Here is a 19532-nt window from a genome sequence, read left to right on the forward strand (position 1 = left end):
ATGGTTACCGCCGGCGTTTGAAGAACGGCACACGGTCCAGGTCGCGGACAGAGATCAGGCCTGAAAGCAGGCAGATTCCCAGGTAGAGAGCCATCCCGCAGGCGGCGGAGAGCAAAAATTGCAGCCACTGGGCATCGGCGATGGGCACTGAGGTATAGATGTAAGACATGCCAGCGGCCATGATAATCACCGCGGTCAAGGTTTTGAGTGGATCGGAAACTCTAATGGACAATTTAATCAGCTTAACCACACTGAAGCCGTGCAGCAAAGTTACAAAAATGCTGTTAACGATAATTGCGATTATTGCGCCATAAATCCCGTATTCGGGCTGTGAGGCCAAAACGAGAATGAGCAGGATTTTGATCACCGCACCAACCAGCGTATTAATAAGCGCCCTCCCGGGGCGGTCCATAGCTTGAAGGGCAGCCTGCAGCGGTGCTTGGACATAGAGGAAGAGTGCAAAAGGCGCCATCATCCGCAGCATCGGTGCGGTGTCCGCATTGCCGTACATCAGCGTACATAGCGGTACGGCAAGGATGTACATAATTGCAGCAAAAGGGGCTCCGGTTACTATAGCGAGCCTCAGGGCCTGATGCATTCTTTTATGAATGGTTGCCAAATCATGGCGCGCTGCCGCCTCTGACAAGGAAGGAACGAGCGAAACAGCAAGGGAAGAGCTGAGCACTCCCGGCAGCAGCAGCAGTGGAATAACCATCCCTTGTAAGGAGCCGTACTGCGCGGTTGCAGCTGCGGTGGCAATTCCGGCAAGTGCCAGACTGCGAGCGGTAATAATCGATTCCAGAAGATAGGAAAAAGAGCCGACGAGCCTTCCGGCCGTGACGGGAACAGCAATGCCTAGCAGGCGTTTCAGTACAGAAGCTTGCTTGCCCGCTGAAGGTTCTGGGATAACCGGATCTGGAATGTTATTTTCCGCGGTAACAGGGTCAGGAAGATCCTTCTTGTCCTTTTTTAGGATGTAATAATATTGCCATAGCAGCACCAGCATGCCGACGATTTCTCCAACGGTTACCCCCAGCATTGCACCTGCTGCAGCAAAGGCAATACCCTTCGGAAGCAGCAGCCAAGAGAACCACAGCATAAAGATAATGCGGATTACTGACTCCAGAACGGAGGAGAGTGCGGAAGGAATCATGTTCTGCCTGCCCTGAAAGTAGCCCCGGTATATGGAAGATACGGCAACGATAGAGATCATCGGCGTCATGCTGACAAATGTATAATACACACGACTGTCCGTAAGGAGCACATTGGATACCCATGAGGCGCTGAACAGGGCGACCAGGGTGAACAAGATGCCGAGCGCCAGACTGAGGGTAAGTCCGGTATGCAGAATACGGCGTGACTCTTCAGGACGGTTCTCCCCCTCTGCTTCCGCTACCATTTTGGCGATGGCCAGCGGAATCCCTCCAGTGATTACAGTGATCAGCACGATGAAAAAGGGATAACCCAGCTGATACAGCCCAACGCCTTCAGCACCGACAATACGAGGTAATGCAATACGCGGAATAAATCCAAGCATCCGGTTAATAATGCCTGCAGCAAGCAGTATAAGCGTTCCTTGGATAAAGCTTTGTTTCCTTAGATTACTCAAAGGGCACTCCTTCTTCCCGAATTGAAATAAAACGCTGGCGTTCCTGTCTGTCCAAAAGGTAAGCTTGTGGATGTAGGCTTGTATATTGATATGCGGTACCCTGTCTACTCCATGACAAGCTTTGGAAATGACAAGTTTTAACCCGGAAGAAGGAAAGCGGGGGAGACTGGTCGAATACTAAAAAGTAACATGCGAAAGCGAGCGAACTTTGGAGGTGTCAACACGTGGAATCGATAGAGTGGAGTGATGATGAGCTTGGTGAAGATATCGAAGCCATGTGCCGCAGCAAAGCGGAGGAATTCCGACTCCTCGGCTATGAGTATGTAACAGGCAAGGATATCTGGGATTGCATCAGCCGCAACTATGCCAAGGAGGGCAACCCTCCCCTGCACAAGCTTGTGAACGATATCTATTCCTTGAAGGCCACTAGTTATATGAATTATTTAACGATTGCCGCTTATCGGGGATTAAACTGATACAAGGAACGATTTTCTTTTGCAAATGGCTATAGGAAGCAGTAAAGTAAGAGAAGACCAATTTTGCTTTTCCTATCAAACGGATGGCTTGCCTTGGGCAGAGCCGGCCGTTTCTTTGTGTGAGTATAACACCGTCGTTCCTCCACGAATTGACGGTGATTTCGCACGTAGCTATAATAGGAATATTGAGTAATGAAAGGGGAACTAGCAAGAGCATGAAGAGACTTTTGAGCTTTATCATTACCGTGCTCGTTTTAACAGGCGTCATGGCATTTAGTACTCCCGGACTATTGGACAAGGTTCGACTGGGGCTTGACCTGAAGGGCGGCTTCGAGATTTTGTATCACGCGGAGCCCATGGAAACAGGAGGAGAACTAACCCGTGCCTCGCTGCAGAAAACAGCGGAAAGTCTGGAGAAACGTGCCAATGCGCTTGGAACAAGCGAACCTGAAGTAACCACTGAGGGAACTGACCGCATCCGTCTGAAAATTGCGGGCGTTACCGACGAGGCCGAGGTGCGCAAGAAGATGAAAGAACCTGCGGTTCTGACCTTCCGCAGTGCTGCAGAAGGCGATGCTCCAGGGGTTTACAGCAAGATAGAACTCGTGGGCAGTGACTTTGTTGAGAATGCTGCCGAGGTTCAACGCAACAACTTGAATCAGCCTGAGATCGGCATTACGGTAAAGGATAAGGATAAATTTGCGGAAATTACCAAGCGCCTGCTAGGTAAAGAACTTGCTATTTATCTTGACGAAAATTTGTTATCTGCTCCGCCAACGGTAAGAGCAGTACTTACGGATGGGAAAGCTTCGATTTCCGGAGGTTACACTATAGAACAGGCACGTGAACTGGCCGATACGATTAACCTCGGTGCCCTGCCGCTGAAGCTGACAGAGAAATATTCGCAAAGCGTAGGCGCTACCTTGGGTAAACAATCCCTTGATCAAACGATCAGAGCGGGACTTGTGGGTTCCCTGATTATCTTGATCTTTATGATCGGCATGTACCGCTTGCCAGGCGTGCTGGCCAGCTTCGCGCTCATCCTGCACACATGGCTGCTGATTCTGGTATTTGTCGTTGCCGACTTTACTTTGACACTTCCCGGTATTGCTGCGTTCATTCTCGGTATAGGGATGGCGGTTGACGCCAATATCATTACCAACGAACGGATAAGAGAAGAAATGCGCAGCGGGAAGAGTATATTGTCTTCCGTCAAAGCGGGGAATAAAACCTCTTTCCGGACCGTTATGGACGCCAATGTGACAACTATTATCGTAGCGGCCGTTATGTTCGCATTTGGTACGGGTGCGGTTAAAGGCTTTGCTCTGATACTGATTGTGGAAATTGTGCTCAGTATCGTAACGAACCTCTATTTTGCCCACTGGCTGCTCAGTACACTGGTCAAAGCCGGCGTTCTGAAAAAGCCGAAGCAATTTGGGGTAAAGGAGAGTGACATCCGTGCGCTTTAAGAAAGAACTTGATTTTGTACATTTGAGTAAGTTTTTCTATATCTTTTCCATTGTCCTTACGATACTCGGCTTAGTGTTCCTGGGCTTTCTTGGACTGAATTACAGCGTTGATTTCAAGGCCGGCTCCAATGTTGACGTGGCGCTGTCCAAGACGATTACACAGGAAGAACTTAATCCTGCGCTCAGCGGTCTGGGCCTCTCCCATGAACCAAGCATCACCATTGGTGAGAAACGGGTGAATATCCGTTATGATGAGGTTCTTAAAGAGGAACAGAGCGAGCAGCTGCAGGCTGCAATTAGCAAGATTGATGATAAAGCTTCCTTCGAGATTAACACGGTGGATACAGAAATGGCCAAAGAGCTGGCGCGTAATGCGATCTATTCTGTGCTGATTTCCTGTCTGGGGATTATCATTTATGTAAGTATCCGCTTTGAATGGCGTTTTGCCCTGGCTGCGATTGTAGCGTTGGCACATGATGCGTTTATGGTTGTTGCGATCTTCTCGATTTTCCGCCTTGAGGTGGATTTGACCTTCATTGTCGCGGTACTGACCATTATCGGTTATTCCATCAATGATACCATCGTTATCTTTGACCGGATTCGCGAGAATTTGCGCTTCGGCAAGCAGAAGACGTATGAGGACCTTAAGGGGCTGGTGAACAAAAGTGTGAGCCAAACCCTGATGCGTTCCCTCTACACAGCGTTTACGGTATTTATTGCTGCATTCTTCCTGCTTATCCTTGGCGGAGAGTCCATCAAAATGTTCTCACTTGCGATGGTTATCGGTTTGCTCTTCGGAGCCTATTCCTCGATCTTTATCGCGAGTCCGCTCTGGCTGCTGCTGAAGAAGCGCCAGAAGACTCCAGTGAAGAACAATCCGGCCAAAGCTTAAAATTTCCTGTCCCGAAAAGCCGCGTCAAAGGCGACGCGGCTTTTCGAATCTTTGGAGTGGAATGAGCAAACTTCAATCATCATGAGATTACTCGCTACCCGGCAAGGAGGGCCTCGTTATGAATGACAAACAATCACCGCAAAGTGAGACGGTTGCCTGGACCGGAATCGTCAGCGATGTTGCATTAGCTTTGGCTAAAGGAAGTGTTGGCTATTTCTCCGGCAGCAAAGCCTTGCTGGGTGATGCTTTATATTCCGGAGCAGACGCTGCAGCCAAGCTGGCGGATATTCTTCCGTGGCGCTCAGAACTGGTTAAGAAGAATAAAGAAACAGAGCGTACCCAGAAAGGGCAACGTAATAAGGAACCGATTGTCGCGATCCTTTTTTCAGTTCTTATTCTAATGGGCGGGCTGCAAATTGCCTTCTCGGCAATTCGCGATTTAACCCGGGGACATTTATCACCCACTGGAGAGGCGGCGATTGTCACCGTCCTGATCTCCATCGCATTTAAAGAGGCTATCTTTCAATATCAATATCGTTATTTTAAGAAAATTGGCGATGGCAGCCATGCCGCATACGCGGATAACCACCGCTTCAGTCTATATACTTCAATTACCGTATTCGTCGGGATTGCCGGGTCGTTTGCTGGAGGATATCTCAACTGGAATCCGCTGCTGTATATGGACCCGATTGCCGCTCTTCTAACCAGCGCACTAATTATCCGCAAAGGGTATTCGCTGATTACGACTTCTGTATTGGCCCAGAGGGATCAGGAACTTCCTTCCGCGGAGACGGCCAGCTTTATTGAAACCGTGGAACGGGTGCATGGTGTTATTCGTGTAGAGTATTTAAAAGCACTTGAGCAGGGGCGTTACGTGAACCTCCAAGTTAAAATCAGCGTTAACCCGCGGATTACCGTGACGGAAGCCCAGGATATTTCGGAATGCGCCAGGAAGCTGCTGCAGCACCGTTTTGTCCATGTGGGCGAGGTTCATATGGATGTTGTGCCTTATGATCCGGGTTATCCTTACAAAAGCAACTATGAGCTCGTGGACAACGATAGTCCCACGCTGCTCCAGTAGTTCGCAGGGTGAGAGAAAGGTGAACTCATTTGCTTCATTCAAAAACAAGATGGCATTCTCCGGCAGCCGATCCCATTGCAGTAGAGGAATTGGCCCGGAGCCTTTCTATTTCTCCGCTCCTTTCATCACTGCTGGTAACCAGAGGTTTGGGGACGGCTGCTGATGCTTTGCAATTCATGGATGGAGGCGCGGAGGATAGACATGATCCGTTCCTGTTGAAGGGAATGGCCGAAGCGGTTCCACGGATCAAAAAAGCATTACAAGAAGAAGAACATATTCTCGTGTACGGTGATTATGATGCGGATGGAGTGTCCAGCACCGCACTGATGATCTACCTGCTGCGTTATCTGGGGGCATCCTTTGACATTTATATTCCCCATCGTTCAAATGAAGGCTATGGGCTGCACAATCATGCGCTGGACTGGGCGGTACAGCAGGGAGTGTCGCTGGTCATTACCGTAGATACCGGAATTAGCGCTTATCATCAGATTGCTTATGCTACAGAGCTTGGAATCGATGTGATCGTAACGGATCATCACGAGCCGCCTGAACTGCTGCCGGAGGCCTTTGCACTGATTAATCCCAAGCTTCCTGACTGTCCTTATCCTTTCAAGGGTTTGGCGGGTGTAGGGGTTGCCTACAAGTTGGCCGAAGCCATGCTTGGGGATGAGGTACCGGAGGAATGGAGCGAGATCGCTGCCATTGGTACAGTTGCTGATCTCATGCCGCTGCTCGGTGAGAACCGCAGTCTAGTGCGCAGAGGACTCTCTAGTATGCGGCATTCACCTTTTCCGGGGATCCGGGCCTTGCTTGATGTCAGTGGTGTAACGATGAGTACAGTAAGCGCTGTAAATATTGCCTTTGGCATGGCGCCGCGCATTAATGCCAGCGGCCGGCTGGATCACGCAGGCCGTGCTGTGGCCTTGCTCACGACCACAAATTCCGGGGAAGCTGAACAGCTTGCCGGAGAACTGGATCTGCTTAACAAAGAGCGTCAGCTGGTCGTGGAAAGAATCGTCACGGAAGCCACCGCTAAATTTGAACAGCAGACCGCAGAGGGAACACTGCCGGACATTATTGTTCTTGCTGATCAAGGCTGGAATGTCGGCGTGGTGGGTATTGTGGCCTCTAAGCTGCTGGAGAGGTATTACCGTCCGGTGATTATACTGGATGTTCACCCCGAAACCGGGATGTGCAAAGGTTCTGCCCGCTCGATTCCCGGTTTGGATATTTATGCGGCGCTTTCTTCCTGCGCCGGGCTGATGGATCATTTCGGAGGCCATCCAGCTGCAGCAGGGATGAGCCTGCATCGTGATAAGCTGGAAGCCTTCGCGGCTGCGCTTAATGAGTTTGCAGCCTCCGTTCTGCAGCCGGAACATTTCATGCCTGTGACCGCTGCGGACGGTGAAACGGCGATCTCTGATTTAACGCTGCAGGCCGCACTGGATTTGGACAGACTGGCTCCCTTCGGGATGGCCAATCCGCTGCCCAAGTTTATTGTTCGCGGAGCTGCGGTGAAGGAGACCCGCAAGATGGGTCAGGATGGCAAACATCTCAAGCTGGTCTTGCAGCAAGGCAAGCATACGATTGAGGCGGTAGCCTTCGGCAAAGGTGCGTTAGCCCAATTGCTGCCAGGAGGCACTATGGTTGATGTCCTGGCGGAGCTTTCGGTGAATGAATGGAACGGCTCGCGCAAACCTCAGCTGATGCTGCAGGATTTGGCAGTCCCGAATGCGCAGCTGCTGGATTTGCGCGGGACTGCTGATGCAGTGAAGCAGGCGGCCACCCTCAAAGAGCTGCTGCTGCAATACAGCAGCGGAACTTCCTTCAGCGCTGCAGCTGTGTTTCACAACAGCCGCATGACGCCGCTGAATCAATTGAAAGGCATGACGCTTTGGGTATATGATGAGAATGCTGGGATCTCCGTGCTGAATCAAGGACAAGCCGAAACTGGTGAAGGCAAGGTTTCCCTGCTTTGCCTGCTGGACATGCCGGATACACCAGAGCAGCTGGATGCGGTGCTTGCTGCTTTTCCACAAGCTGAGAATATCGCATTGCTGCACTCCATTCGGGACGGCCGTGACCGGCTGCAAATACCGACACGTGATCATTTCAAGTCGTTATATAAATTGCTGGCTTCGATTGCTGCTGCGGCGACACCGGAGCATGAGGTGCTGCTGCGGCTTAGCCGCCAGTCTTCACTTAGTGTGCGCATGCTGGGCAAGATGCTTGAGGTGTTTGAGGAACTTGAATTTATCAAGCGCAGCAACGGGACCATTACCTTTGTTACCCAGCCTGCGGCGAAGAGTCTTACGGCCTCACGGAATTTTGTCAGACTGGGTGAGACTGCGGAAATGGAGCAATATTTCATGGAAGGCAGCCTCAGCGAGCTGCAGGAATGGATGCTGTCCCGCCGTTTAGGAGCATCCTAGGGCGGAATGGATCGGAGGCTTTGCTTCCGAAGAAAGTGTGTTTGAAGAGAATTCAGTGAGGGAACTGCTCACAACCTTTAGGAGATGATCATGTTGGATTTAAAAGACAGTATTCGTGTGATTCCGGATTTTCCGCAAGTGGGAATCAGCTTTAAAGATATTACTACATTGCTTAAAGACGGCGACAAATACCGCCAGGCGATTGATGAGCTTAAAGCGCTTGTGTCACATCTGCAGATTGACGTAATTGCCGGTCCTGAGGCACGCGGTTTTGTAGTCGGCGCACCGCTGGCTTACGCGCTGGGGGTCGGATTTGTACCGATTCGCAAGAGTGGGAAACTTCCTTACGAAACCATTGAAGTGGGTTATGATCTGGAATACGGCAAGGATAAACTGGCCGTACATACTGATGCCATCAAGCCGGGACAAAAGGTGCTGATCGCTGATGACTTGCTGGCTACCGGCGGTACCATTGCCACATCAGTTAGTCTGGTGGAACAGCTCGGCGGCAAAGTTGTCGGCGCTGCTTTCCTCATCGAACTGGTAGAGCTTGCCGGCCGCAACAAACTTTCGGATATTGAAGTGATATCCCTGATGACTTACGAGGACTAATTTCAAACGGGATAACTTTTCCCGGGAAATAAAAAGCGGACCGCTGTCGAATGAAGACAGCGGTCCGCTTTTATTAATATAATTGATTCGTTTTCCACCGCATATAGCGGGTACAATCAAGAAATTCTTACGACAACAGCGGCCGGAAGGCCAAATATTCACCGTAGCTACGTCCTCGCCCAAATGGGGACAGCTTAAATCAATCTGTATATTTACTATAAACGGATGCCATCCTGAAGGAGATGAGCATCCGTTTTCTTCATATATAAGTATTCGGGGTCTAATGGGCGGATTTCTCTTTTTCCTGCTCGTTTGACCAGCCAAGAACCTCGAACAGCTTGAAGAGCAGAGACAGAACCATACCAACAATCGTAGCCAGCGCCATTCCTTTAAGCTCCACTTTGCCCATGTTCAGGGAGATGCCGCTGATGCCGACAACAAGCACCAAGGTAGCCAGAATCATATTGGTTGCTTTTGAGAAGTCGACCTTCTGCTCTACAAAGATCCGCAAACCGGAAGCCGCGATAACCCCAAACAGCAAGAGAGAGACTCCGCCCATTACCGGTGCGGGGATATTGGCAATGATAGAAGAGAAGGTGCCGGAGAACGAGAGCAGAATGGCAATGACAGCTGCTCCGCCGATCACATACACCGAATACACTTTGGTTAAGGCCATAACACCGATGTTCTCGCCGTAAGTAGTATTAGGAGTAGAACCCATGAATCCGGAGAGGACGGTGGAAATCCCGTTCCCCATCAGCGAGCGGTCAAGACCAGGATCTTTCGCCAGATCTTTGCCGACAATGTTGCTGGTTACGAGCAAGTGGCCGATGTGTTCAACGATAACGACAAGGGATACAGGAATAATGGTGAAGATTACATCCCAGTCAAAGGATGGGGTGACGATCGTCGGGTGGGAGAGGAACTGTGCGTCGGAAATGGCACCCGTGTTAACCTTGTGCATAATATAGGCCAGCACATAACCGGTAACAATCCCGATCAGAATATGAATGATTTTGGGGAAGCCCCGGAAGAGTACTGCGCCAATAACCGTTACACCCAGCGTTACCATAGACAGCGTAATTGCGCTTCCGTCCGGTGTCCAGTCGGCAGTACTTACACCTTCAGGAGCGATCAGTCCGGCCATACGTGCGGCAACCGGCACCAGCTCCAGTCCGATGGTCGCCACGATTGCGCCCATAACCGCCGGAGGGAACACCACATCAATCCAGCCTGTACCGGCATAACGGACGACTAAAGCGACGAGAATAAAGATAATACCGGTAACAATAAACGCTCCCAGTACAAGCGAATATCCATGCATATGATCGCTCTCGTTTTTGGTAAGCACGCTGAGTACCGGTGAGATAAAGGCAAAGCTTGATCCAAGATAAGCCGGGATTTTGCCGCGGGTAATCAGGATGTAGAGCAATGTGCCGATACCGTTCATCAACAGGATCATGCCAGGGTCTACCCCAAACAGGTTGGGGACAAGCACCGTGCTGCCAAACATGGCGAATAAATGCTGAAGACTTAGCAGAAATCCCGGGCCCCAAGGGAGTTTCTCATTAACTTGAAATTCGCGTTGCAATGGAGTTCACTTCTCTTTCTTTTATGTAGTTTTAGGTTAGGTCGCGGAAAACCGCTTTTACTAGATTAAATAGTACGGCGACTTTTTACAACAACAATTTTACAGATGCCACGAAATTGCCCATTCTTTGAGGCCTAAGCCTGCAGGAATGCCACACTATGGCAAGTGTTGACGTAATCCATCGTAAGCGTCATAATTATAAACAACTTTAAACTGCGTGTAGTGTAGCCTGGAATAGCTGATAACCCTGCAAACCGGACACACCTTGCGGGTTCATTCATTAAATAGATAAACTCCATTACGGAATTTTTCTTTATAGAAAGGAAACGGATACGACGAGAATGGGCATAGAGCAATTAATTGAAAAGGCTAGCGCCTATATAAAAGAAAAAGATCTTCTCCGCATCCGGGAAGCTTATGAATTTGCCGATCAGGCTCATCACGGGCAGGTTCGGAAATCGGGGGAGCCATACATTCTGCATCCGCTCGCGGTCGCAGATATTGTCGTGAATATGCAGATGGATGTCATATCCATTATTGCAGCGCTGCTGCATGATGTCGTAGAAGATACAACGGTGTCACTGGAGCAGATCCGCGAGAATTTTGGCGATACCTGTGCCATGCTGGTGGATGGTCTGACGAAGCTGGAACGCATCCGTTTCCGTTCCAAGGAAGAGCAGCAGAACGAGAATTACCGCAAAATGTTCATTGCTATGGCTCAGGATATCCGCGTTATTGTGATCAAGCTGGCGGATCGTCTGCATAATATGCGGACACTGAAGTACCAGTCAGAAGAAAGCCAGCGCCGCATTTCTTATGAAACGCTGGAGATTTTCTGTCCCATTGCAGACCGTTTGGGGATATCGGCGATTAAATGGGAAATGGAGGATATCGCTCTCCGTTACCTGAATCCGCAGCAATACTACCGTATTGCCAATTTGGTGCATAAAAAGCGGGCGGAACGCGAAATGTTCATTGAGAGCGTAATCGGCCGCATTCGTGCCAAACTCGATGAAATGGGCATTGAAGGCGATCTGTCGGGACGTCCCAAGCATATTTACAGTGTCTATAACAAAATGAGCACCAAAAACAAGCAGTTTAACGAAATCTATGATCTGCTCGCTATCCGCATTATCGTCGACAACATTAAGGATTGTTATGCCACATTAGGGATTATTCATACTCTTTGGAAGCCGATGCCCGGACGTTTCAAGGATTATATAGCCATGCCCAAAGCGAACATGTACCAATCGCTGCATACGACGGTAGTGGGTCCAGGCGGAGAGCCAACGGAAGTGCAGATTCGTACCTGGGAGATGCACCGCACCGCCGAGTTCGGGATTGCCGCCCACTGGGCTTATAAAGAAGGAAACAGCAATAACGTCAATCCGGAGAACCGGATGCCGTTTTTCCGCGAAATCCTGGAACTGCAGCATGAAGCCAAGGATGCGGAAGAGTTTGTGGAATCGCTCAAAATGGATTTTTTCTCCGACCTTGTCTTCGTATTTACCCCGAAGGGCGAGGTTGTGGAGCTGCCGGCAGGTTCCGTTCCGCTTGATTTTGCTTTCCGTATCCATACGGAGGTAGGTAACCGGACTATCGGCTCCAAGGTGAACGGGCGGATCGTGCCGCTGGATCACAAGCTGAAGACCGGGGATATCGTGGAGATCCTGACCTCGAAGAATTCGTATGGTCCCAGCCGGGACTGGTTGAAGATCGCACAATCTTCGCATGCACGGAGCAAGATCAAGCAATGGTTTAAGAAGGAGAAACGCGAGGAGAACGTTGAAAAAGGCCGTGAAGCGATCGAACGCGAGCTGAAGCGCCTCAATGTTGAAGTATCGGATTGGCTTACGGAAGATAAGCTGACTGAAGTATCGAAGAAATTCGCTTTTGGCGATTTGGAAGATATGCTCTCGGCAGTCGGTTTCGGGGGGATTACCGCGGCGCAGATCGCCTCCAAGCTTACGGAGAAGCTACGCAAGGATCAGGAAGAGGCCGCGGGGCATCTGGAGCTTACTTCTGAGATGAAGGAGATTAAGTCCAGCGGAGAGAAACGGAATCAGCCAACCAACGGAGTGCGTGTAAAAGGAATTGATAATCTGCTGGTCCGTTTTGCACGATGTTGCAATCCGGTCCCTGGCGATGACATTATCGGTTATGTGACGCGCGGACGCGGCGTTTCCGTCCACCGCGAGGATTGTCCGAACATTCCGGGCGATGGTGACGGAGAAGAGTCGGCACGTGTGATTGAAGTGGAATGGGAAGGCAGTATGGAAGCCAACTACAGTGTTGATATTGAGATTACCGGCCATGACCGCAACGGCCTGCTCAATGAAGTGCTGCAGGCGGTGTCAGAGAGCAAGACTAACATTTCTGCGGTCACCGGACGCTCCGACAAGAACAAGATGGCGATGATTCATATGACGATCCTTATCCGCAATACAGACCATTTGCAATCAGTGGTCGATCGGGTGAAACGGGTCAAGGATGTATATACGGTTAACCGCATTATGCAATAAGGCAAGGAGTGGAACGCACCAATGAGAGTGGTCGTGCAGCGCTGCAAGGAAGCAAAAGTTACCGTGGATGGGACAGTCACTGGAGCTGTAGGCCAAGGCCTGATGCTGCTTGTCGGCGTTACTCATGAGGATACGGAGAAGGATGCTAAATATTTGGCCGACAAGATCGCCGGATTGCGCATTTTTGAAGATGAATCCGGCAAAATGAACTTCAGCGTCACCGAGACCGGCGGAGCAATCTTGTCCGTGTCGCAGTTTACGCTGTATGGAGATTGCCGTAAAGGCCGGCGCCCCAACTTTATGGCTGCCGCAGCACCCGCTGAGGCAGAGCGGCTCTACGACTATTTCAACCATGAGCTGAGAAATGGCGGACTTACGGTGGAAACAGGCGTGTTCGGCGCAATGATGGATGTATCACTGACCAATTGGGGCCCGGTCACCCTGATTCTGGACAGCCGGGGTTAGCTGTGAAATTTAATTGCCGCTTTGGCTTAATTTAAGATGTTTACGTGCATCGAGGATGCCGCGTGGGGTTCCGTTCCAAGGACCCTATGCGGCATCCTTTGCTTTTTCCCTGCGGATAGAGGCGTTCTGGGCTGGATAAACTAAGGGAGAGTCATAATTCGCCGAGGAGCAGGGAGTCCAGCATGAGACAATCACAGAAAGCATGGGTATGGAGCGTCTTGCCGGCATATGCGGCCGGAAGTTCTGCAGAAGCCGCTGCTGCGGCCAAAGGGACCGTGGAGCAACAAGAGACTGACGTGTTGAAAGGAAGAAGCCGCAGCCTCCTGCCGCGCACTTGAAATGCTTGGGAGGCTGCGGTTTTTGGCATATTGGGCGTAACTCTTTTTATAGCGTAAAGGGATGAAAAGAAAGGTAAGCCGCTGCACTTCGTTAGAAAGCGCTGCAATAAGGGTAATAAGAAGACGAGAACAGAAAAGTGGAGAGGAGAATTAATCTCATGAGTAAAGTTGCATTTCTGCTCGCCAACGGTTTTGAAGATTCCGAAATGAAGGTACCTTACGATGAAGTCATAAAAGCAGGGCATCAGGCGGAGATCATCGGTCTGAAGAAAAACGAAACCTTGCTCGGCAAAAAAGGCAGTGTGTCCTATGCAGCCGATAAAGCCATCAGCGAGGTGAAAGCCGCAGACTATGACGCTGTGGTTATTCCCGGAGGCTCGTCCCCGGAAAATTTACGGCTCGATCCTGATATCCTGAGCTTTGTGAAGGAAGTAAGTGGAACAGGCAAGCCGATTGCCTCCATCTGCCACGGACCGCAAATCCTGATCAGCGCAGACTTGCTGCAAGGCCGCACGGTGACATCCTACCCGCCCCTTAAGGATGATGTGGTTAACGCAGGAGCGGAATTTAAGGATGAAGAGGTCGTCGTGGACGGCAATTACATTACTTCACGCACACCAAAAGATGAGCCCGCATTTGTGCGTGAGCTGTTGAAGGTGTTGTAATAAAAGCTGGGCCCCCAAAATCAAACAACAATCCAAGGAGGAACGACAATGAGTAGAAGAATCCAGGCTTATTTCAGAACAGAAGATGAAGCAGAAGGCGCTAAGACGGCATTGATTCCTTACGGAGTGGATAATCTGGAAGTATCCCCGCTGACGGATCCTTTAAAAACAGACGGGAATTACAGAAATAATATCCTGATTCCCTTGGTTCCTTATAACAACTCCGCGATGACCGGAGGCGCATTTGGCGCTACGGGTGCGGTTGCAGGCTCCGGCCCGATTGCCGGTGCCCCTATTGTACCGGCAATCGATGTGAATGACGGTCCTGATGATTTGGATAACCGCAGTGCGGGTGATGTCCGGAATCATGCTGAATTTGACGACAGGGATTTGGATGATCTTCGTTATGTCATGGAAGTTAAGGTGGCTGACGGCAAACAGGATGAGGTTATCGAGGCGCTGCGCCGGAAGCGTGCTTACGTGGAAATCTTTGATTAAAAAGAGAGCACGCTCTCTCGCAGATGAATAGTTGCGAAACTACAGCTCCGCCGATCCGTTACAGGGATTGGCGGAGCTTTTTAAAATCCAAGAACAGTAATATTTCTTTTTTTTCTCTGGACAGGGAATTATGTTGTAGTGTAAAGTAATCCTTGTGTTTCAGTAGGGGATTGTCCAGATTTATAAAACGCTTTCTTTTCTGTAATACAACCGTAATATTACATTCATGATTCCTTAATATAGCGTGTTTATAATAGAAGCATGACCCCCTTTTTTATAATATATGATGATGGACCTGCAGCAATCGGCTGCAGGTCACTTTTTTTTGTAATAGCTTTTTTTATTGGATTCCTTGACTTTAGCGCAGTGGTTCAGTAGAATCTAACAATATACAGATTGTCATAAAGTTTTGATGACGGGACCAAGTAATCCGTACCCCACAACCCCAGAGAGGAATCCCCCGCAGAGATGGATATCGTCCTACCGTAGGATGAGCTTACCGTTTCCGCCCGGCTGCAAGGATTCTGTTGATGAACGGATGAATGACCTCCCCGAGAACGCACGGCGAAAGCAGGCAATGAAGATTGCCGGGAGTCAGTAGCCGATTGCGCGTAGGCGGGCGTTAACCGCTTAGAGCGGATTCAGGCAGTTGCATGGATTCGGAATGTGGGTGGTACCACGGGTGTATTATTAGGTTGATAATAATCCCTCGTCCCTGTTTGTTATAAACAGGGCGAGGGATTTTTTTGTTTTTTTTAGAAGTTGACAAACAGACAGGCAAGAGGGGTTATTTTCAGGAGGGATAGGCTGTGGCTAAAGAAAGATTCGAGAAACCGACAGGCACGCAGGATGTGCTTCCGGGTGCGGTTGAGAAATGGCAGTATGTTGAAGGGAAGGCCAGGGATCTTTGCCGCCGGTTCAATTACCGGGAGATCCGCACTCCTATGTTCGAGCACACGGCGCTGTTCGAACGTGGTGTAGGGGAAACAACGGACATTGTGGAAGGCGAGATGTACACCTTCAAGGATAAGGGCGACCGCGATCTGGCACTTCGTCCGGAAGGAACAGCCGGTGTGGTCCGTGCTTATGTTCAGAACAAGCTTTACGGTGAGCCGGATGTAAGCAAGCTGTATTATATCGGTCCCATGTTCCGTTATGAGCGTCCGCAGGCGGGAAGATACCGCCAGTTTCACCAATTTGGCATCGAGGCATTTGGAGCAGTGGATCCGGCGATTGATGCGGAAGTGATTTCCCTAGGGTACCAGTTCTATAAGGATCTGGGACTGAGGGATGTAAGGGTAGAGCTGAACTCCGTGGGCAACGTACCTAGCCGTGCGGCGTACCGGGAGAAGCTGCTGGATTTCCTGAGACCGATGAGGGATAACCTTTGCAGTGACTGCCAGCGGCGTATGGACCGCAACCCCTTGCGGGTGCTGGATTGCAAGGTCGACCAGGACAAATTCGGCGGTGCGCCTTCCATTCTGGACAGCCTGGATGAAGAATGCACAACTCATTTTGAGAAGGTCAAAATGCATTTGGATATCATGGGTGTGGAGTACAGCATCAATCCCCGTCTGGTACGCGGACTGGATTATTACACGCATACAGCGTTTGAATATAAAGCAGCCGGCATCGGATCTATCGACACGGTCGGCGGCGGCGGCCGTTACAATGGTCTGGTGGAGGAAATCGGCGGTCCGGATCAGCCGGGCATCGGTTTTGGCATCGGGCTGGAGCGGATCCTGCTGATTCTGGAGAATCAAGGGGTAGAGCTGGAGACGGTGAAGCCGCTGGATGTATACTTCGTGGCACTTGGCGAAGCGGCCGATCTGGAGATTACGAAACAATTGTTCATTCTGCGCAGTCTTGGCTTTTCTGCAGAACGGGATTATCTGGGCCGTAAGATGAAGGCGCAGATGAAATCGGCCGACCGCATGTCGGCTCGGTACACAGCGATTCTCGGTGAAGATGAGCTGAACAGCGGCGTCATTGCCCTGAAATCGATGGCTACTGGCGAGCAGCGGACCATCAAGCTGGAAGAGCTGGGACAGTCGCTGGACTAGACAGCTTGGCATGAAGTAATTGTATTGTTGCAAGAGGAAGAAACTCACTGATTCATATAAGCGCAGTTACTTTTAACCATGAAGGGGTAGAATATATTATGACTAGAAGCCATCACTGTGGACAATTGACGCCGGAGCATATCGGCCAGACCGTAACTCTAAACGGATGGGTGCAGACCCGCCGCGACCTTGGGGGCGTACTTTTTATTGATCTCCGCGACCGCAGCGGAATCGTACAGGTCGTTTTCAATCCCGACTATTCCGGCGAAGCGCTGCAAATTGCAGATAAAGTGCGCAGTGAGTATGTGCTCGCTGTTACGGGGAAAGTGGTTAAGCGAGACGAAGAAACCATTAACCGTAACCTGCCTACAGGAGAGATAGAAGTGCAGATTACGGATATTGAAGTACTCAATGCTGCGAAAACGCCGCCGTTCTTCATCGAAGACGGTGTGGAAGTGGATGAATCCTTGCGGATGAAATACCGCTATCTCGACCTGCGTCGTCCGGAGATGTACAAAACGATGCTGCTTCGTTCCAAATCGGCGAAGATCTTCCGCGACTTCCTGGATAACGAAGGTTTTATTGATATCGAAACACCAATCCTGACCAGAAGTTCACCTGAAGGCGCCCGTGATTATTTGGTACCGAGCCGGGTGCATGAAGGCGAGTTCTTTGGACTTCCGCAATCGCCGCAAATCTACAAGCAGCTGCTGATGGTCGGCGGTATTGAGCGCTATTATCAAATTGCCCGCTGCTTCCGTGATGAAGATTTGCGCGCTGACCGCCAGCCGGAATTCACCCAGGTCGACATCGAGACCTCCTTCATGCCGCAGGATGATCTGCTGTCGATGATGGAGACCCTGATGCAGCGCCTGCTTAAAGAAACGATCGGCGTCGAAATTGCCCTGCCGTTCCAGCGTTTGACTTATGCCGAAGCCATCGGCAAATACGGCTCAGATAAGCCGGACCTGCGTTTTGGCCTGGAGCTGGTAGAAATGAATGACATCGTGGCCAGCAGCGGCGTCAAAGTATTCGCCTCTGTGATCGAAAAGGGCGGAGAAGTAAAATGCCTCAACGCCAAAGGCTGCGGTACCTGGACCCGTAAAGAGATCGACGATCTTGGACCTTATGCCGCGCGTTACGGAGCTAAAGGACTTGCCTGGATTCAAGTGAAGGATGGCGAATTCAAGGGGCCTATCGTGAAGTTCTTCACCGAGGAAGAGATTGCTGCCGTGAAGGAACGTACCGGTGCCGAAGAAGGCGACTTGCTGCTCTTCTCTGCTGATAACAAAAAAGTGGTAGCCGATGTACTGGGTGCGCTTCGCCTGAAGATCGGACGCCAGCTTGGTCTGATTGACGACAATGTGTTCAAGTTCGCATGGGTTACTGAATTCCCGCTGCTTAGCTACGATGAAGACCAGAAACGTTATGTGGCAGAACATCATCCGTTCACACGTCCGATGGATGAAGACCTGCACCTCTTTGAGACTGATCCGGGTGCTATCCGTGCCCAGGCTTACGATATCGTGCTTAACGGCTACGAGGTAGGCGGCGGTTCCCAGCGTATCTACAAACGTGAGGTACAGGAAAAAATGTTCGATGCACTCGGCTTCTCAACGGAGGTTGCTTACGAGAAATTCGGCTACCTGCTGGATGCATTTGAATACGGCACACCTCCGCACGGCGGGATTGCCTTTGGTTTCGACCGTCTCGTAATGCTGCTTGCCGGCCGCACCAACCTGCGCGAAACCATTGCCTTCCCTAAGACGGCAAGTGCGACTGACCTGCTGATGGATGCACCGGCACCGGTAGATGCAATACAATTGGAACAGCTGCACATCAAGCTGGCTCCGAAACCTGAGAAGGTAAAGAACTAAATCTAACCAGGCCTAAGCGGAGCGGCAGCGCTGCTTCGCCGGCTTTTTGAAGGAGGCGCTACATCATGCTGCATCAGTTCTCGCGTACGGAGCTGGCCATCGGACCGGAAGGTCTGGAGATTTTGAAGAACAGCACAGTGGCCGTGCTCGGCATTGGCGGCGTAGGGGCCATGTCGGTTGAGGCTCTGGCCCGTACAGGTATCGGCCGCATTATCCTGATTGATAAAGACGCAGTGGATATCACCAATATCAACCGCCAGATTCATGCGCTTACGACAACCATCGGCCAGAATAAAGCGGATTTGATGGTGGACCGTGTCAAGCTGATCAATCCGGAATGCGAAGCCATTGCCCTGAATATGTTCTACACGGAAGAAACCTATGAGGAGCTCTTCAAATACAAGCCCGATTTCGTCATCGACGCTTCGGATACGATTATTTACAAGATCCATCTCATTAAAGAATGCCTGAGCCGGGGAATCCCGATGGTTTCCAGCATGGGCGCAGCTAACAAAATGGACCCGACACGCTTTAAGGTGGCTGACATTTCCAAGACGGAGATGGACCCGATTGCCCGTGTGATCCGCCAGAAGCTGCGCAAGGATGGGATCAAAAAAGGTGTGAAGGTTGTCTTCTCCACGGAGAAGCCGGTGAAACCGCGTGTGGATGTGACCGAGCAGATCGTTCCTGAAGATGCGCCGGACAGACGCAAGGCTCAACTGCCGCCTGCCAGCAACTCGTTTGTGCCTCCGGTAGTTGGACTCATTATGGTGAGTGTAGCCGTACAGGACCTTTTGAAGGCTGGCGGAGTAAACGTATAAACGAAAGCAGGCCTATCTCAGCTCGAACTAACCAAAGGACAAAAGGGCGTGCAGCCGGAATCCGGCTGCTTACGCCCTTTTATTGTGATTTTAAAATCCGGAAACAACGCAGGAATGCTGT

At 50.6% G+C, this 19532-nt stretch carries 16 protein-coding genes; 14 read left to right on the plus strand and 2 right to left on the minus strand.

What is annotated here, in order from left to right; all coding sequences use genetic code 11:
• Positions 1 to 4 precede the first annotated feature (4 nt).
• Complete coding sequence (spoVB, locus tag ACAN56_RS13095; protein ID WP_379143291.1) at positions 5 to 1609, minus strand: stage V sporulation protein B; 1605 nt, start codon at positions 1607 to 1609, stop codon at positions 5 to 7.
• A 224-nt stretch (positions 1610 to 1833) separates the two neighbouring features.
• Between spoVB and ACAN56_RS13100 the strand changes: the two genes are divergently transcribed.
• The 6 genes from ACAN56_RS13100 to ACAN56_RS13125 all read left to right on the plus strand — a co-directional run bounded on the left by ACAN56_RS13100 (position 1834) and on the right by ACAN56_RS13125 (position 8571).
• Complete coding sequence (locus ACAN56_RS13100; protein ID WP_038595596.1) at positions 1834 to 2085, plus strand: post-transcriptional regulator; 252 nt, start codon at positions 1834 to 1836, stop codon at positions 2083 to 2085.
• Positions 2086 to 2300: 215 nt separating this feature from the next.
• On the plus strand, positions 2301 to 3554 hold the full coding sequence (secD, locus tag ACAN56_RS13105; RefSeq protein WP_379143294.1) for a protein translocase subunit SecD: 1254 nt from the start codon (positions 2301 to 2303) through the stop codon (positions 3552 to 3554).
• Positions 3544 to 4446 carry a protein translocase subunit SecF gene (gene secF, locus ACAN56_RS13110; RefSeq protein ID WP_052092263.1) on the plus strand — a complete coding sequence of 301 codons (903 nt, stop codon included), beginning with the start codon at positions 3544 to 3546 and terminating at the stop codon, positions 4444 to 4446. Before secD ends, secF begins: the two co-directional genes overlap by 11 nt.
• Before the next feature lie 118 nt (positions 4447 to 4564).
• A complete protein-coding gene (locus ACAN56_RS13115; protein ID WP_038595593.1) occupies positions 4565 to 5527 on the plus strand; it encodes a cation diffusion facilitator family transporter in 963 nt (320 codons plus the stop codon).
• 29 nt (positions 5528 to 5556) lie between these two features.
• Positions 5557 to 7959: a single-stranded-DNA-specific exonuclease RecJ gene (gene recJ / locus ACAN56_RS13120; protein WP_379143298.1), complete on the plus strand. Its 2403-nt coding sequence runs from the start codon at positions 5557 to 5559 to the stop codon at positions 7957 to 7959.
• Between the two features lie 93 nt (positions 7960 to 8052).
• On the plus strand, positions 8053 to 8571 hold the full coding sequence (locus tag ACAN56_RS13125) for an adenine phosphoribosyltransferase (protein WP_038600521.1): 519 nt from the start codon (positions 8053 to 8055) through the stop codon (positions 8569 to 8571).
• 280 nt (positions 8572 to 8851) lie between these two features.
• Here the strand turns inward: ACAN56_RS13125 and uraA are convergent, their stop codons facing one another.
• Complete coding sequence (gene uraA / locus ACAN56_RS13130) at positions 8852 to 10162, minus strand: uracil permease (protein WP_379143300.1); 1311 nt, start codon at positions 10160 to 10162, stop codon at positions 8852 to 8854.
• A gap of 341 nt (positions 10163 to 10503) precedes the next feature.
• Here uraA and ACAN56_RS13135 point away from each other — a divergent pair, with 341 nt between their 5' ends.
• The 8 genes from ACAN56_RS13135 (at position 10504) to ACAN56_RS13170 (ending at position 19411) form a co-directional block, all read left to right on the plus strand.
• The gene (locus tag ACAN56_RS13135) at positions 10504 to 12684 is read left to right on the plus strand and encodes a RelA/SpoT family protein (RefSeq protein WP_038595588.1); all 2181 of its coding nucleotides are present in this window, start codon (positions 10504 to 10506) and stop codon (positions 12682 to 12684) included.
• 21 nt (positions 12685 to 12705) lie between these two features.
• Complete coding sequence (dtd, locus tag ACAN56_RS13140) at positions 12706 to 13149, plus strand: D-aminoacyl-tRNA deacylase (RefSeq protein ID WP_038595586.1); 444 nt, start codon at positions 12706 to 12708, stop codon at positions 13147 to 13149.
• Positions 13150 to 13331: 182 nt separating this feature from the next.
• Positions 13332 to 13487: a hypothetical protein gene (locus ACAN56_RS13145; RefSeq protein WP_156130950.1), complete on the plus strand. Its 156-nt coding sequence runs from the start codon at positions 13332 to 13334 to the stop codon at positions 13485 to 13487.
• A gap of 158 nt (positions 13488 to 13645) precedes the next feature.
• The gene (locus ACAN56_RS13150) at positions 13646 to 14152 is read left to right on the plus strand and encodes a type 1 glutamine amidotransferase domain-containing protein (protein ID WP_076109157.1); all 507 of its coding nucleotides are present in this window, start codon (positions 13646 to 13648) and stop codon (positions 14150 to 14152) included.
• Between the two features lie 48 nt (positions 14153 to 14200).
• Entirely contained in the window at positions 14201 to 14650 is a 450-nt protein-coding gene (locus tag ACAN56_RS13155; protein WP_038595583.1) for a hypothetical protein, read from the plus strand.
• Positions 14651 to 15459: 809 nt separating this feature from the next.
• Complete coding sequence (gene hisS / locus ACAN56_RS13160) at positions 15460 to 16713, plus strand: histidine--tRNA ligase (RefSeq protein WP_038595581.1); 1254 nt, start codon at positions 15460 to 15462, stop codon at positions 16711 to 16713.
• A gap of 98 nt (positions 16714 to 16811) precedes the next feature.
• Entirely contained in the window at positions 16812 to 18590 is a 1779-nt protein-coding gene (gene aspS, locus ACAN56_RS13165; protein ID WP_038595579.1) for an aspartate--tRNA ligase, read from the plus strand.
• 65 nt (positions 18591 to 18655) lie between these two features.
• Entirely contained in the window at positions 18656 to 19411 is a 756-nt protein-coding gene (locus tag ACAN56_RS13170; protein ID WP_379143305.1) for a tRNA threonylcarbamoyladenosine dehydratase, read from the plus strand.
• Positions 19412 to 19532: the final 121 nt, after the last annotated feature.

It is taken from the genome of Paenibacillus paludis (assembly GCF_042610515.1).
Lineage (GTDB): Bacteria > Bacillota > Bacilli > Paenibacillales > Paenibacillaceae > Paenibacillus_AQ.